The sequence below is a fragment of the Planosporangium thailandense genome, from assembly GCF_011947195.1.
GTDB lineage: Bacteria > Actinomycetota > Actinomycetes > Mycobacteriales > Micromonosporaceae > Planosporangium > Planosporangium thailandense.
Genome location: NZ_JAATVY010000006.1, coordinates 68,039 through 82,910, shown reverse-complemented (window position 1 = coordinate 82,910; position 14,872 = coordinate 68,039). Strand labels below are relative to the sequence as shown.

The following is a 14,872-nucleotide window of genomic DNA, read 5'->3' as shown; positions in this document are numbered from 1 at the left end:
CGGGCGTGCCGCCGGCCGCGGCGCGTCCGGGCGTGGCGCGGGGAGCGCCGCATCCTGAGACCTACGGCGGGGGTTACGGCAGCGCCGCATCCTGAGACCTACGGCGAGGGTTACGGCAGCGCCGCGAACCGCTCGACCTGGCGGGTGGGGCCGGACACGATCAGCAGGTCACCCGGGTGGACGACAGTCTCCGGTCGGGCGTGGATGAAATCGGTCCCCGCCCGCTTCACCCCGACGACCGTCACGCCGTGCCGGGACCGCGGCGCGGCCTCGGCGAGGGCACGGTCGTGCGTCTCGCGCGGCGCGCGGGTCTTGGCGATGGCGTAGTCGTCGTCGAACTCGATGAAGTCGATCATCTTGCCGGTGACCAGGTGCGCGACCCGTTCACCCATCGCCGCTTCCGGGTAGACGACGTGGTGCGCGCCGACCCGCTCCAGGATCCGGCCGTGCTTGGCGCTCACCGCCTTCGCCCAGATCTGCGGCACCTTCATCTCGGTGAGGGCCAGCACGCTCAGCACGCTGGCCTCGATGTCGGTGCCGATCCCCACCACGGCGCAGTCGAACTCGCCTACGCCGAGCTGGCGCAGCGCGTCCTCGTCGGTGGAGTCGACCTGGACCACGTGGGTGAACCGGTCGGCCATCCGCTGCACGGTCTCCGGGTTCTCGTCGATGGCCAGCACCTCGTGGCCCAACCGGACCAGCGACTCGGCCACCTGGCTGCCGAAGCGTCCCAGCCCGATGACCGCGACGGTTTGGTTGTATCCGGGTTCAGCCAACGATCGGTCGCTCCTCTGGAAGTCGGTAGAGCCGGCGGCGGCTGCGCAGCGCCATTCCGGTGGCGACCGTGATCGTACCGACCCGGCCGAGGAACATGAGCAGGACCAGCACGAGTTTGGCCGCCGGGGGGAGCGCGGGCGTCAGGCCGGTGGACAGACCGACGGTCGCGAACGCCGAGATGGTCTCGAACAGCAGCGGGCCCGGTGGGTACGAGGTGAGCGTCAGGAGGGTCAGCGTGCCGGCGAAGACGAAGGCCACGCCGAGCAGCGCGACGGACAGCGCCTGCCGCTGCGTCGCCGACGAGATCCGGCGGCGGCTGATGACGACGTCCGGCTCGCCGTGTATCTCCGCCCAGATCACGAATGCCAGCACGAAGAACGTGGTCAGCTTGATGCCGCCGGCGGTGCTCGCGCTCCCGCCCCCGATGAACATCAGGGCGTCGGTCAGCACGAGCGTCTCCGGCCGCATCTGCCCGTAGTCGACCGTACTCAAGCCCCCCGAGCGCGGCATCACACCCTGGAACACCGCCGCGAGAACCTTGTCCGGAACGCCCAACCGGCCCAGGGTGCCCGGGTTCGTCCACTCGAACAGCAGTACGCCCAGCGCGCCGATCGCCAGCAGTACGCCGGTGCCGAACACCGTGATCCGGGTGTGCACCGACCAGCAGGCCGGCCGGCGGAACTCCCGTACCAGCTCGAACAGGACCGGAAAGCCCACCGCGCCGACGGCCACGGCCAGGGCGATCGGCAGGCAGACCCACGGGTCCGTGGCGAATCCCATCACGCTGTCGGAGTACAGCGCGAAGCCGGCGTTGTTGAACGACGAGACCGAGTGGAAGGCGCCCTGCCAGATCGCGGTCGCCGGCCGCTGTCCGTACCCGATCGCGAAGCGCAGCGCCAGGATGGCGGCGATCGCGACCTCGAACCAGAACATGAGCAGGGCCACCCGGATGAGCACGCCACGGAGCTGACTGAGGTCGTCGACCCGGCTCTCGGCCTGCGCCACCAGGCGGGTCCGCAGCCCGAGCCGCCGCGACACGAGCAGCCCGAGCAGCGTCGCCAAGGTCATGATCCCGTACCCGCCGATCTGGATCAGCGCCATGATCACGCCCTGTCCGAAGGGGGTCCAGTAGGTCGCCGTGTCGACCACCGTCAGGCCGGTCACGCACACCGCCGAGGTCGCGGTGAACAGCGCGGTGAGCGGCGGCGGTCCACCGCCGCCGGCGCGCGCGGCCGGCAGCATCAGCAGCCCGGTACCGACGGCGATGGCGACCAGGAACGCGATGGGCACGATCCGGGCCGGGTGTCGCAGCGTCCGACGCATGGCGATCATTGTGGCGGATCATCGGAGGCTGTCGCGGTGCGTAGGGGTACGTAGGTCGGCCCGGTGCCGTCTAGGTACCCCTGACCGGCCGAAGATAGGTAACAGGTGCCGATGCTTGAGCGGTCCTTACCGGGCGATGCTTGTCCCATCATCGAGCGGAGGAGATCACCATGATGTACGACTCGGACGCCGTACGGATCATCGTCAAGCAGCGGCAGCGGGAACTGATCGAGGAGGCCGCCGAGCGGCGGCGCTTCGGCCGCGACCGGCGCCGCCGGCACGCGTGATGGGCGGCACGCCCCGGATGTGGGCCGGCGCGGCGCGGATCTGCCCAGCGTACGGCCGTCGCGCCGGTACTCTGTCGGCGTGCGTGTCGGACGTGGAGGGCTCAGCCCCGTGATGGTGGGGCGCGATACCGAGCTGCGTCGGCTCGCTGCCCTCGCGGCCGGGCCCGACCCGCAGGTCGCGCTGGTCGCCGGTGAGGCCGGCATCGGCAAGAGCAGGCTGGTCCAGGAGCTGACGGCCGGCGTCCCGGCCGAGACGCGCGTACTCGTGACGCAGGCCGACCCGGGCGCCCTCGGGCGGCCGTTCGGGCTGCTGCTCGACGCCGTCGACGGGCTCGCCGTCGGTCGCGGCGGTCAGCCGGAGTGGCTGGCGGCCGTCGACCGCGCCGCCCTCGACGTGGTCGCCGACCCCGCGCACAGCAGCGTGGAGCGGTTGCGGGCGGCCACGGACATCGTCGCGGCGCTCGCGACGGCGCCGGCGGTCGTGGTCTTCGAAGACCTGCACTGGGCCGACCCGGAGAGCACCGCCGTGTTCGAGCGCATCCCCGACCTGCCGGGCCGCCGGCTGCTCGTCGGCACCTACCGGCCCGACGAGGTGACCCGCCGCAGCCCGGTCGCGGACCTGCTCACCCGCCTCGAACGCCGGCACACCGTCACGCACCTGCGGCTGGAGCGGTTCTCGCTGACCGATACGTCGGTGCTGCTCGAGGCGGTGTCCGGCCGGCCCCCGTCGTACCGGGCGGCGGCCTCGCTGCACAACCGGACCGGCGGCAGCCCGTACTTCCTGGAAGAGCTGCTCCGCGCGGGCGGCGACGGCGGCGTGGATCTCGAACAGCTGTGTGACCAGCCGCTGCCGTGGAACCTCGCCGAGGCGCTGCGTCGCCAGCTCGACGACGTCGATCCGCGCCAGCAGCGGGTGGTGGAGGCGGCGGCCGTGCTCGGCCACCGGATCCCCTTCGACGTGTTGGCGGCGGTGACCCAGCTGCCCGAAGCCGACCTCATCGAGGTGCTCCGCGACCTCGTCCGGCGCGGACTGATGGTCGAGACGGGTGACGACGAGTTCGGCTTCCGGCACGCGCTCGCCCGCGAGGCCGTCGCCGAGCAGCTGCTCGGCCGCGAGCGGCGGCGCCTGCACGAGCTGGCGCTGGAAGCGCTCCTGGCCGCCGGCGACGCCGACCCGGCCCTGGTCGCCCGCCACGCGCACGGTGCCGGCCGCTACGACGACCTCGTCCGCGCCGCCCGGGAGGGGAGCGCGCGTTACCTGGCCATCGGCGCGGCGCACCAGGCGCTGGCGCTGGCCGAGATGGGGCTCGAAGAGGCCCCCGAAGACCTGGAGCTGCGCAGCCGGGCGGCCCGCGCGGCCTGGCTGGCCAACCTGCTGCCCGACGCCGGCCAGCACGCCCGGCGCTGGGCCCGCGACGCCACCGCCGCGCAGGACCGCTCCGCCGCGCTGCGCCTGCTCGTACGCCTGGCGTGGGAGAACGAGCGGCGCGAGGAGATGCAGGTCCTCATCGACGAGATCCGCGACATCATCGGGCAGCTGCCGCCCGGCGCCGAACAGGCGGAGGCGGTCGCCACGGTGGCCCAGTCGTACATGCTCACCGAGCGGCTCGAGGAGGCCATCACCTGGGCCGACCGCACGATCGCCCTCGCCGACGAGCTCGGCCTGCCGCACGTACGGCTCGCCGGTGCGGTCGAGAAGGGCTCCGCGCTGCTCAACGTGCCCGGCGGGGTGAACGAGGGGCGCAAGCTGCTGCTGGAGGTCATCGAGGACGCCGAGACAGCCGGCGAGTGGCTGGTCGCCGCGCGGGGTCTGCACAACCTCATCAACAACGGTCCGCCGTTCCCGCCGACCGAGGGCCACGAGCTGCTCGAACGGATGCGCGCCGACGCCGAGCGCGCCGGCTTCGAGGCGCTCGCGGTCGCCGCGTACTTCGAGGGGCGCGCCCGCTTCGCCGTGGAGGACGGGGATCTGCGGGCCGCGGTCGAGGCGCTGGAGGAAGGGCACCGCCGCGAGCGCGGCTACGTGCGGGCCGGTCGCCGCGCGAACTTCCACGGCGTGTTCCTGGCCGGCCTCGCCCTCGAGGCCGGCGAACTCGACCGGGTCGACGCGATCCTGCCGACCCTGACCGAGCCCGGCGGCAAGCCCTCCCTGGCGGTGCTGGGGCTGACCTTCCACCTCGCCTGCCGGCGCGGGGACGTACCCGCCGCCGAGGCGGCCCTCGACGACCTCTACGCGGGGATCGACCGGATCGGGCCGCCGTACGGCGAGCAGGTCCACGACGTGGTGGCGGCGGGGCTGGCGGCCGGCCTGGCCGGCGACCGGCTACGCCCGCTCGCCGAGCGCGCCTCCTGGTCCACGGCGGTCGACGGGTGGGAGGCGCTGGTGTTCGCCCAGCTCGACGAGGCGGACGGGCGGAGCGTCGAGGCGATCGAGGGGTATGAGGCGGCGACCGGCTCGGCCGAACTGCGCGCACCCGTACGGGCCAGCGCGCACACCGGCGCCGCCCGCTGCTTGGTCCACCTTGGACAGACCGACCGGGCCCGCGACCACGTCCGCGCCGCCGACGCGCTGCTCGCGCGGTGGGCCGGCTGGCGCGTCGCCGAGGTCGACACCCTCCGCGGCCGGGTCGGCCTGGCGGCCACCGCCGCCGAGGGAGCCGGCGAGACCGTCCTGACCCCGCGCGAGCGCGAGGTCGCCGCCCTCATCGCCGAAGGCCTGACCAACGCCGAGCTCGCGCGACGGCTGTACATCTCGAAGAAGACCGCCGCGGTGCACGTGTCCAACATCCTGGCCAAGCTCGGGCTGTCGTCACGTACCCAGGTCGCCGGATGGCTGGCTAAAGGCAGAAGAGGTTAGCGGCGTTCTGCCAGCACACCGCCCGTAGCCAGTCGTCGCCCAGGTCCAGGCGGGCCAGCGCCTCCAGCTGATGGGCGTACGGGTACGGGATGTTCGGGAAGTCGCTGCCCAGCAGCACCTTGCCGGCCAGCCCCAGGTCCTTCAGACGGCCCGACAGCTCCTTCGGGAAGGGCGCCATGAGCTCGAAGAAGTCGGTGAACGCCATCGTGGTGTCCAGCCCGACCCGCTCGTACCGCTCGGCCAGGGCCAGGAAGTCGGCGTAGTCGGGGGAGCCCAGGTGCGCGATCAGCGCACACAGCCGGGGATGCCGGGCGAGGACACCGCCGATCGGGCCGGGACCGGTGAAGCCGTACGCGACCGGGGCCGCGCCGGCGTGTACGACGACCGGGGTGCCCGCCTCGGCCAGCAGCCCCCACACCGGGTCGAGCAGTTCGTCGCGCGGGTCGTACCCGCCGACCTGCAGATGCACCTTGAACACCCGCGCGCCGCGATCGAGGGCGTCCCGCACGTACCCTTCGACTCCCGGCTCCGGGAAGAACGTCGCGCTCGGCAGGCAGCCGGGGGTGGCCGCCGCGAACCCGAGGGTCCAGTCGTTGAGGTCGGCCGCCATGGCGGGCCGGTGCGCGTAGGCGAGCGCGCTGAACACTCGTACCCCGAGCTTGTCGAGGTGGCCGACCCGCTCGGCGTCGCTCCACTTGTACCGGATCGGCCACTCCCGGCCGATCAGCGGCCCGCCGGCGTCGAAGTGCGCCCAGACCCGGCGCAGCATCCGCTCCGGCAGGAAGTGGGTGTGGACGTCGGCCAGGCCCGGAAGGTCGAGCGCCCGCCAGAAGGCGGGCACCGTGGAGTCGTCGTGCATCACGCCTTGATGTTGAACCGTTGCAGCATCGGGTGGTAGAGCATCCAGGCCGCAGTGGCGAGCGACACCAGCCAGAACACGGGGCGCAGGAAGTACACCTCCACCTTGCCGCCGACCTTCACCGAGAACGAGTCGGGCAGCCCGACGCAGCGCCACATCCGTCCCCGTGCGGTCGGGATCGGCCAGAGCACCGGGCAGCCGTGGCGGGTCAGCATGTCGCCAAGGAGGTGGATGAGCCCGCCCAGGCCGAGGGCGACGCCCAGGATCGGGTACCCGCGGCCGGCCGGCAGTTCCGCGTACGCGCCCGCGGTGCCGGCGGCCGCGACGAGCGTGACGATCAGCCAGCCGGCGCGCGCCGCCCACTTCTCGAACAGGCCGCGCAGCGCCATCGCGAACGTGAAGAACAGCACAGCCAGGACGGCGGGCTTGCCGAAGTGCAGGCACAGCTCGAAGACGCCGTACCCGACGCCGATGTTGAACGGCAGCGTGTGGGTGAACGTGCGGTGCCCGTTCTCACGGTGCGGATCCCGCCGGCCCTTGGTGAGATCGTAGATTCCCAACGACAGCTTCTCGACGCACTCGGCCACGAACAGCGACAGCACCCCGAAGGTGTGCGCGACCGTCGCACCGCCCTGGTTGGTCGTCACTCGCCCGGACAGGTCCATGTCCGGCAGCAGCGCCCCGCCGGCGCACATCGCGGTGCCGACCGCGAGCTGCACCGGGGTCTGGTGAATGTGCGCGTACTGCTCGAGCGCGAGCGAGCCGATCAGCCACCCGGCCGCGCCGGACAGGGCGTGTGAGGGGCCCAGCATCCGTGATCATCCTCCCCTGGGAAACGTGGGCGAAGTATCCCAGGGGAGAGTCGATCATCGCGAACATGTGGCTATGGGTGTGTCGTACCGTTCTGTCGGGTGTTCCAAGGACCGCCATGATCGACGCCGGGTCTGCGTTACCGAGGTCACCCGGGCGATGAGACCTCGGTAACGCAGACGCCGTCGGGATCTTGCTCAGGATCGGCGCTCCCACGGAGGCCCGCCAGGGGACCATCTGCCCGGCGCACCCCATCCGCCCGGCGCACCCCAGCCGCCCGGTGCGCCCCAGCCGCCCGGTGCGCCCCAGCCGCCCGGTGCGCCCCAGCGTCCCGGTGCGCCCCAGTCGCCCGGCGCACCCCAGCTGTGCCAACCGCCGGGCCCGGCCCACGCCTGCCAGCGCCGCCACCGCAGGTGGCGCAGCACCCCGAACCACAGGAACAGCAGCGGCAGGAACGGCCAGAAGAAGTGCGCCCCCGACAGCGCCCACAGCGCGACGAGGACGCCGGAGATCAGCGCCGCGACGCCGATGTACCGGGTCACCATGCGGCGGAAGGCGCCGGCGGCCGCCGCCGGGTCGAACAGCGCCTGCCGGCCGCCGTCGGGCAGGTCCGCGGTCAGCGGGTCCAGTTCGTCGCGGTACTTCGCCGCGTACACCTGGGCCAGCCGCTCCTCGCCCTCCTCCAACGTGAGCCGCCCCTCGCTCATCGCCGCGCGCACGATCTGCGCGTACCGCTCGCGTTCGGCGTCGGATGCGCGTACCCGGTGCGGACCGCGCGGATCAGTGGACATCGGTACCTCCTGACGGGGCTTGCCGGTTTTCCATGCGGCCCCAGCCTGCGCCGCAGCACCGTCCACCGTCGTCAGCCCGCAGACGGCACCCGGGGTACGGCCGTCACCGCAACCGGCAACGGCCGGACTACACCGGTCGGCGTAGCCGCGCCGGTCCGCTACACCCGGCGTCGTACCGCGCGCCACACCGGCCACCCGATGACGGTCCGGGCGCGTCCCATCTACCGTTCCTGACGTGGAGACACCGGACCCGCCGTACTGGCCGCACCGCGGCCCGTGGGGGCGTGGCCCCTGGCACTGGCCTGGTGGGCGGCCCGGCGGGTTCGTGCTGCCGGTGGCCCTGGCGTTCGTTCAGGTGCTGGGCAGCACCGGTGCCGCCCACCGGCACGACGCCGACCTGCCGCCCTTCGCCTACGTCCTGCTCGTCGCCGGCCCGGTGGCCCTCCTGGTGCGGCGGCGCCTGCGCCCGCTCGCGCTGATCGTCGCGGTGGCGGCGACGGCGCTCTACGGGACGCTCGGGTATCCCGTGGGACCCGCGTTCCTCGCGGGGATCGTCGCTGTCCTCGGCGCGCTGCGCGCCGGCCACCGACTGCTCACCTGGGTGGTCGTGGCGGCCGGCTTCCTCACGTACGCGCTCGCCGGGCTGATCTGGCCGGCCGCCGCCCATCCGTCCGCCGGCCGGCTCGTCACCGTCGCCACCTGGCTGCTCGTCGTCTTCGCCATCGGCGAGGCGGCGCGCGCCCGCACCACCCATCTCCAGGAGTTGGTACGCGCGCGCATCGAACGGCAGCGCGCCCTCGCCGACCAGGAACAGGCGCGCGCGGAGCAGCGTCGCCGGCAGGCCAGCGAAGAGCGGCTGCGGATCGCCCGGGAACTCCACGACGTCCTCGGCCACCACCTGTCGCTGATAAACGTGCAGGCCGGGGTCGGGCTGCATCTGATGGAGGAGCGCCCCGAGCAGGCGCGCGCCGCGCTGACCGCGATCAAACAGGCGAGCGCCGAGGCGCTGCGCGAGGTGCGGGCGGTGCTCGGCGCGCTGCGCCCCGAGGACGAGGCGGCGCCCAGGTCGCCGGCGCCTGGCGTGTCGGGCGCGGGAGGCCCCAATCAGGCGGCCGGCCTGCGCACCCTGATCTCGGACGTCACCGCCGCCGGGCTGGCGGTGACCCTGGAGGTCGACGGCGCCGGGACCGCGCTGCCGGCCGAGGTGGACCGGGCCGCGTACCGGGTCGTCCAGGAGGCGCTGACCAACGTACGTCGGCACGCCGGTGCCGGGGCTGCCGCGACGGTACGGCTCTCGTACGGTGATGGCGCGGCCGTCGTCACCGTCACCAACGACGGCGACCCGATCCTGCTGGATCGTGCGCCCGCGTTCAAGGACGGCACCGGCATCGTCGGGATGCGGCAACGGGTCGAGGCGCTCGGCGGTGAGTTCCGCGCCGGGCCGCGCCCCGGTGGTGGCTTCGAGGTGTACGCACGGTTCCCGCTGGGAGGTACGGTGTGATCCGGGTGCTGCTCGCCGACGATCAGGCGCTCGTACGGGCCGGGTTCCGGGCCCTCCTGGACGCCCAGGACGACATCGACGTGGTGGGGGAGGCCCCCGACGGCGCCGAGGCCGTACGCCTGGCCACCGAGACCGTCCCGGACGTCGTGCTGATGGACATCAGGATGCCGTTGCTGGACGGGCTCGAAGCGACGCGCCGCATCGTCGCCGAACCGCGCTGCGCCGAAGTCCGCGTCGTGATCCTGACGACGTTCGACCTCGACGAGTACGTGTTCGAGGCGCTCCGCGTAGGCGCCAGCGGGTTCCTGGTCAAAGACACCGAGCCGGCGGACCTGCTGCGCGGAGTACGGGCGGTGGCGGCAGGCGACGCCCTGCTGTCACCCGGAGTCACCCGGCGCCTGATCGAACAGTTCGCCACCCGCGCCGCCGCGCCACCACCGCCGCGCACCCTCGATGCCCTGACCGAGCGGGAGCGGGAGGTACTCACGCTCGTCGGCGCCGGACTGTCCAACGACGAGATCGCGACGAAGCTGGTCGTGAGTCCCGCGACCGCGAAGACCCACGTGAGTCGGGCGATGAGCAAGCTCGGGGCGCGCGACCGCGCGCAGCTTGTCGTGTACGCGTACGAGGCCGGCCTGGTGCGGCCCGGCTGGATGGGCTGAGCCGGGTTGCCTCGTCAGGTGGCGGGGGTCTGTGGTCGGCGGCGTAGCAGGAACCAGCTCACGACCCCGGCCGCGACGAGCACGACGGCGATCGAAACGGCGACGATCAAGCCGGAGTTGGAGCCCGCGGTCTTGCGGTTTCCCTGCCCGGCGGCGTTCGCCGGCGGCATCGTCTTCTTGGTCTGACCAGGGGTCGATTCCTTGGTCTGGCTCGGGCCGGCGCTCGGGGTCAGCGGTGGCACGTTGGCCGTCAACGCGGCGACAAGGTTGACGATGCCGTAGCCGTACTGCGGGTCGCGGCCCGGCGCGCCCTTGTCCGTGGCGGTCGCGGTCAGCCGGTGCACGACTTCTTTCGCGGAGAGGTTGGGGTACTTGGATCGGACGAGCGCAGCCGCACCAGCGACGATCGCGGTGGACGCACTCGTGCCATCACCAATCGAGTAACCGGTCTTGTCGGCGGAGACGATGCGCATGCCGGGAGCACTCAGGACCATCGCGTTGCCGGTGACGCTGACACTGGCGACGTTACCGTTCTGATCGATGGCACCGACGGCAACGACTCCGTCATAGCTGGCCGGGAAATCAGCCAGCGTTTGTTTAGGTTTGTTCCCCATGGCCGCTACAACGACGGCATCGGCTGCAAGACCTGACTCGATCGCTGCGCGCAGGGCGGGCACATCTGAGCCGCCTTGCGAAATCGAAATCACTTTGGCTCCGGACCGTACAGCGGCGTTGACGCCTGCCACTATCGACTCTGGCGTGGGGCCCGTACCCCGATCGTCCCTGACCGGAAAGATCTTGACGTGCGGCGCGATCCCCAGGACACCGTCGCTGTTGCCGTGGCCATGCCCCGCAATAAGACTGGCCATTGCAGTCCCGTGCCCGTCGAGGTCCTCTAGCCCGTTAGGTGCCCCGGCCCCTGATACGTCAATTCCAGCGAGAACGTTGCCCGCCAAGTCCGGGTGACTTCCGTTAACGCCCGAGTCAACCACAGCGACGGTCACGCCTTCACCCTGGCTCTGTGCGTGCGCAGCCGTAACGTTCAGGTAGTTGAGGTGCCACTGTTTGTCGCGAATGGCATCGGCGTTGGCGGCCGGAACCGCGAAAATCGACGTCCCGAGGCCACACAGCACCACGGCGAGAATTCGGATTGCCGCCTGCCTCACCGATCGATCCCGATGACACCTGGACCTGGATCGTGGAACGACTGCTCTCGGCCCGGTTCCAGCACCGGTGTGACACCCTGCTCCACTGCCCAAGGATCATCCGGATCCCAGCCGCCTGAGTCGTGGCCTCGAACAGACTTACCTGCGCGCCGTCCCGATAGGAACGACTGACCCGTTGTGGTGCCGCGATTGCCGACTGACCCGCTCGTTCGGCCTGCCGGTGCACCGGTCTGTCCGAGTACACCGCCGACTGGGTTGACCCGCGGCTCTACTCCTGCGCTCGGACGGCCGCCGCCGACAAAAGGTTCGACTGCACCTACGGCCGGTGGCTTCCCGATAACACCGCCCGGAGGAAGCGCGCGCCCGCCGCCGAGAGTCCGAGGGGGCACTTCCTCCGCTGGCACGGCTCCGCGCGGTCCGCGGCCCGGGAAGGCTTCGAACGAACCACCTCTCGGGGTGACCGAATCACCGGGTGTAATCCTGCTGCCGATGACTCTCAAGCCCGGTGTGAACGCCATTGGGCCGTCCGGAGGCAGGACGCCACCCGGTGGGCTCGGAATCGGGGTGAATCCCGGGCTATGCGGTGTAAGCCCGGGCGTAGGAGGCGTGATGACATTGCCAGCCAGCACTGGGGAGCCACCGCTGGGGATCAAACTGACGTTCGAGTTGGCGGGAGGATTTTGGTCGACCGCTCCACCGGGTACGTATGGCGTGGTGGCATCGAACTGCGATGTGGAGCTACGCGGTGCAGGAACAACCGGGGGCTGCGCCGTCACGACCGAGGGGTCGGCCAGATGCTGCGATTCTTCACGTTTGACGAAGTTCGGCGGCGTGTACGGGGGCGGAACGGTCATCCTCCACGCCGAGTAGCTCGCCGTCCCCGCCAACGTCGCCATCGCGCTACGCGCCTGCTGCGTCAACTGCTCCTGCCGGCCCGGCGCCACCGGCGGGGGAGCGGGGCTCGGGCTCGGACTCGGCGACGGGGTCGGCGTACCGCTCGGCGCGGGCTTCGCCGACGCCGCCTGGAGCTTCGACTGGTTCGCCGAGTACTCCTGGTACGCCTTCTTGACCTCGGTACGTGCGGTCTCGACCGCGCTCGTCAGTTCCGAGAGTGCCCGGACGTTGTCGTCGGCGGCCTTGGACGACTGCTGCAGCGACTGGATCAGGTCGTCCACGTACTGCACGAACGCGGCGGAGGCGGCGTTTTTCTCCGGTGACCAGCTGCCGACGAGATCCTGCCGGTACCTGGTCAGTGTCGCCGCGTGCTCGTCGAGCAACTGCTGGGTCTTGCGCCAGGCCATGACCTGGTCCCAGCTCGTCTGGATCTGGTCGTCGGTGACGCCGTCGACCATGCTGTGGATCGTGTGAATGTCGTACATCTCCCAGGCGGTGCCGCCGCTGACGTCGCTGGGAATCATGAGACACCCCTGTCGACCAGGCCGCCGTCGGACAAACTGACCGAGCTCACGTTGCTCTCCATCGCCTCGACGGTCGGACCGGAGGTGTTGGGCTTCATCACCTGTTCCACCTGGGTCGCGGTCGCCCGGACCGTACCGTCGGCGGTTTCGTAGTTGGTCGCGACGACCTCCGCGCCCTTGCCCATCGCGTACGTGCCCGACGCGTAGTCGCGCAGCAGGTTGACGATGGCGGTGAGGCAGTCGTAGTGCTTCTGGACGACGGCGTTCATCTCGGCGAAAACCATGTCCTGGCCTACGCACGCGTGCTTGGTCATGACGTCGTAGACCTGGGGCAGGTGGGTCCCGAAGTTCTTCTCGAGGTCTTCCAGCAGCGCCGTCGCGAAGCTCCTGAGCCCTTCGACCTGCACGTCGATCGATACGGTGTCCCGCAGCCAGGCGGGCGGCCGATCGTCCTCGGGCAACATGAGAACTCCCCCGTCGCGTCCGGATGTCCGCGTAAGGTTATCGAACCCGGTCGACTTCCGGGGACCCCCGCCGGGCGCGGGTAGGTGGAATCGTGCATGGGATGATTCGGCCCATGCACGCGCGATGGGGACTGACCATACCGCTGACAGGTGTGCCGCTCGGCGCACACGCACCGCTACTGGCCGAGCTCGCCGACGCCGGCTACACCGACGTGTGGTCGTCGGAGGTGGCCGGCACGGACGCGTTCACGCCGCTGGCGCTCGCCTCCGCCTGGGCGCCGAGACTGCACCTCGGCACCGCGATCGCTCCCGTGTTCACCCGCGGGCCGGGCCTGCTGGCGATGACGGCGGTGACCCTCGCCGAGGTGGCGCCGAACCGGTTCCGACTCGGGATCGGCGCGTCGTCGCCGGTGGTCGTCCAGGACTGGAACGCCCGGCCCTTCGAGGAGCCTTTCGCGCGTACCCGTGACACGCTGCGGTTTCTCCGCAGGGCGCTCGCCGGCGAGATGGTCGACGAGGAGTTCCCGACCTTCGCGGTCCGCCGGTTCAAGCTGGAGCGCCCACCGGCGAGCCCGCCGCCGATCCTGCTGGCCGCGCTCCGTTCGGGGATGCTGCGGCTGGCTGCCGCGGAGGCGGATGGCGTGATCCTCAACTGGCTCGCCGCCGGCGACGTGCCGCGGGTACGCGCGGAGCTGGAGGGCGCCAAGGACGGCTTCGAGACCGTCGCCCGCATCTTCGTGTGCCCGACCGCTGACGCCGGGTACGCGCGTGAGCTGGGCCGTCGCATGATCGCCGGTTATCTCACGGTGCCGGCCTACGCGGCGTTCCACCGCTGGCTCGGCCGTGGCGAGGCGCTGGAACCGATGTGGCGCGCTTGGGCGGCGGGGGACCGGCGGGCGGCCACGGCCGCGATCCCGGACGAGGTGGTCGACGCGCTGATCTTGCACGGCACCCCGCAGGCGTGCCGCGATCAGGTGCAGGAGTACGTGCGGCACGGCGTACAGACGCCGGTGATCGCGCTGCTTCCCACCCCGGAGCTGAGTACGGGAGGCGTCGGTGTCCTGCGGACGACGCTGTTCGATCTGGCGCCGACAGTGACGGAGGCATGAGCGATGAAGCTTGACGGACGCGTGGTCGTCATCACCGGCGCGGCGGGCGGGATCGGAACCGCCCTCGCGCGGCGGTTCGCGGCCGAGGGCGCCGCGGGGATCGTACTGTCAGATCTTGATCTGGACGCGGTGCGCGCGCTCGCCGCCGACCTGGCCGTCGACGCGGTCGGGGTCCGCACCGACGTCACCGTGGAGGACGACGTCCGCGCGCTCGTGGAGACTGCGCTGGAACGGTACGGCCGGGTGGACGTGTTCTGCTCGAACGCCGGCATCACGTCGGGCGCCGGGATCGAGGGCGACGACGCGGTCTGGCAGCGTTCGTGGGAGGTCAACGTACGCGCGCACCTGTACGCGGCCCGCGCGGTGTTGCCGTCGATGCTGGAGCGCGGCGAGGGGTACCTGCTGCAGACCTGCTCAGCGGCGGGTCTGCTCACCGCCGTGGGCGACGCGCCGTACAGCGTCACCAAGCACGCGGCGGTCGGTTTCGCCGAGTGGCTGTCCATCACGTACGGCAACCGTGGGATCCGGGTCAGCGCGCTCTGCCCGCAGGGCGTCGACACGCCGATGCTGCGCGACGGTCTCGACGCCGGGCACGTCGGAGCGAAGGTGACCGCCGCATCGGGCGCGGTCCTGTCGCCGGACGACGTCGCCGACGCGGTGGTGGCGGGGCTCGCCGAGGAGCGGTTCCTGATCCTGCCGCACGCGGAGGTCGGCACCTACCTGGCGCACAAGACGCAGGACCCGGACCGGTGGCTGGCGGGCATGCGACGGATGGCCGCCGGCTTCACCGAATAGGGATCGGATCTTGGGGATTTTGACACCGTATCCGATGTCAAAATCCCCAAGAT

At 71.5% G+C, this 14,872-nt stretch carries 13 protein-coding genes; 5 read left to right on the top strand and 8 right to left on the bottom strand.

The window, feature by feature from the left end:
- Positions 1–110: 110 nt before the first annotated feature.
- Entirely contained in the window at positions 111–776 is a 666-nt protein-coding gene (locus tag HC031_RS11565) for a potassium channel family protein (protein WP_167925249.1), read from the bottom strand.
- Complete coding sequence (locus HC031_RS11560; RefSeq protein ID WP_167925248.1) at positions 769–2,100, bottom strand: TrkH family potassium uptake protein; 1,332 nt, start codon at positions 2,098–2,100, stop codon at positions 769–771. The genes HC031_RS11565 and HC031_RS11560 overlap by 8 nt, the downstream gene beginning before the upstream one ends.
- A 366-nt stretch (positions 2,101–2,466) precedes the next feature.
- Here HC031_RS11560 and HC031_RS11555 point away from each other — a divergent pair, with 366 nt between their 5' ends.
- Positions 2,467–5,244, top strand: coding sequence for a helix-turn-helix transcriptional regulator (locus HC031_RS11555; RefSeq protein ID WP_338090600.1), 2,778 nt, complete (start codon positions 2,467–2,469; stop codon positions 5,242–5,244).
- Here the strand turns inward: HC031_RS11555 and HC031_RS11550 are convergent.
- From HC031_RS11550 to HC031_RS11540, 3 genes are all read right to left on the bottom strand, one after another.
- Positions 5,225–6,103 carry an amidohydrolase family protein gene (locus tag HC031_RS11550; protein WP_167925407.1) on the bottom strand — a complete coding sequence of 293 codons (879 nt, stop codon included), beginning with the start codon at positions 6,101–6,103 and terminating at the stop codon, positions 5,225–5,227. The two genes, HC031_RS11555 and HC031_RS11550, sit on opposite strands and share 20 nt — an antisense overlap.
- Positions 6,103–6,915 (bottom strand): metal-dependent hydrolase, encoded by an 813-nt coding sequence (locus HC031_RS11545; protein WP_167925247.1) that lies wholly within the window; start codon positions 6,913–6,915, stop codon positions 6,103–6,105. Before HC031_RS11545 ends, HC031_RS11550 begins: the two co-directional genes overlap by 1 nt.
- Positions 6,916–7,110: 195 nt before the next feature.
- The gene (locus tag HC031_RS11540; RefSeq protein ID WP_205862605.1) at positions 7,111–7,704 is read right to left on the bottom strand and encodes a DUF1707 SHOCT-like domain-containing protein; all 594 of its coding nucleotides are present in this window, start codon (positions 7,702–7,704) and stop codon (positions 7,111–7,113) included.
- A gap of 235 nt (positions 7,705–7,939) precedes the next feature.
- Between HC031_RS11540 and HC031_RS34355 the strand changes: the two genes are divergently transcribed.
- Positions 7,940–9,205, top strand: coding sequence for a histidine kinase (locus tag HC031_RS34355; protein WP_167925246.1), 1,266 nt, complete (start codon positions 7,940–7,942; stop codon positions 9,203–9,205).
- The gene (locus tag HC031_RS11530; RefSeq protein ID WP_167925245.1) at positions 9,202–9,867 is read left to right on the top strand and encodes a response regulator; all 666 of its coding nucleotides are present in this window, start codon (positions 9,202–9,204) and stop codon (positions 9,865–9,867) included. Before HC031_RS34355 ends, HC031_RS11530 begins: the two co-directional genes overlap by 4 nt.
- Before the next feature lie 14 nt (positions 9,868–9,881).
- Here the strand turns inward: HC031_RS11530 and HC031_RS11525 are convergent, their stop codons facing one another.
- The 3 genes from HC031_RS11525 to HC031_RS11515 are packed head-to-tail and all read right to left on the bottom strand — an operon-like array spanning position 9,882 to position 12,915.
- A complete protein-coding gene (locus HC031_RS11525; RefSeq protein ID WP_338090599.1) occupies positions 9,882–11,033 on the bottom strand; it encodes a S8 family serine peptidase in 1,152 nt (383 codons plus the stop codon).
- Positions 11,030–12,451, bottom strand: coding sequence for a hypothetical protein (locus tag HC031_RS11520; protein ID WP_167925244.1), 1,422 nt, complete (start codon positions 12,449–12,451; stop codon positions 11,030–11,032). The genes HC031_RS11525 and HC031_RS11520 overlap by 4 nt, the downstream gene beginning before the upstream one ends.
- Positions 12,448–12,915, bottom strand: a complete 468-nt coding sequence (locus HC031_RS11515; RefSeq protein WP_167925243.1) for a hypothetical protein — start codon at positions 12,913–12,915, stop codon at positions 12,448–12,450. Before HC031_RS11515 ends, HC031_RS11520 begins: the two co-directional genes overlap by 4 nt.
- A 131-nt stretch (positions 12,916–13,046) precedes the next feature.
- Here HC031_RS11515 and HC031_RS11510 point away from each other — a divergent pair, with 131 nt between their 5' ends.
- Both HC031_RS11510 and HC031_RS11505 read left to right on the top strand, forming a co-directional pair.
- Positions 13,047–14,024 (top strand): LLM class F420-dependent oxidoreductase, encoded by a 978-nt coding sequence (locus tag HC031_RS11510; protein WP_167925405.1) that lies wholly within the window; start codon positions 13,047–13,049, stop codon positions 14,022–14,024.
- A 3-nt stretch (positions 14,025–14,027) separates the two neighbouring features.
- The gene (locus HC031_RS11505; RefSeq protein WP_167925242.1) at positions 14,028–14,819 is read left to right on the top strand and encodes an SDR family oxidoreductase; all 792 of its coding nucleotides are present in this window, start codon (positions 14,028–14,030) and stop codon (positions 14,817–14,819) included.
- Positions 14,820–14,872: the final 53 nt, after the last annotated feature.

Excerpts from the sequence above, each read along its gene's own strand:
- HC031_RS11550 (WP_167925407.1), bottom strand. The coding sequence starts at position 6,103 with ATGCACGACGACTCCACGGTGCCCGCCTTCTGGCGGGCGCTCGACCTT.
- HC031_RS11520 (WP_167925244.1), bottom strand. The coding sequence starts at position 12,451 with ATGATTCCCAGCGACGTCAGCGGCGGCACCGCCTGGGAGATGTACGAC.
- HC031_RS11540 (WP_205862605.1), bottom strand. The coding sequence starts at position 7,704 with ATGTCCACTGATCCGCGCGGTCCGCACCGGGTACGCGCATCCGACGCC.
- HC031_RS11545 (WP_167925247.1), bottom strand. The coding sequence starts at position 6,915 with ATGCTGGGCCCCTCACACGCCCTGTCCGGCGCGGCCGGGTGGCTGATC.
- HC031_RS11560 (WP_167925248.1), bottom strand. The coding sequence starts at position 2,100 with ATGCGTCGGACGCTGCGACACCCGGCCCGGATCGTGCCCATCGCGTTC.
- HC031_RS11515 (WP_167925243.1), bottom strand. The coding sequence starts at position 12,915 with ATGTTGCCCGAGGACGATCGGCCGCCCGCCTGGCTGCGGGACACCGTA.
- HC031_RS11505 (WP_167925242.1), top strand. The coding sequence starts at position 14,028 with ATGAAGCTTGACGGACGCGTGGTCGTCATCACCGGCGCGGCGGGCGGG.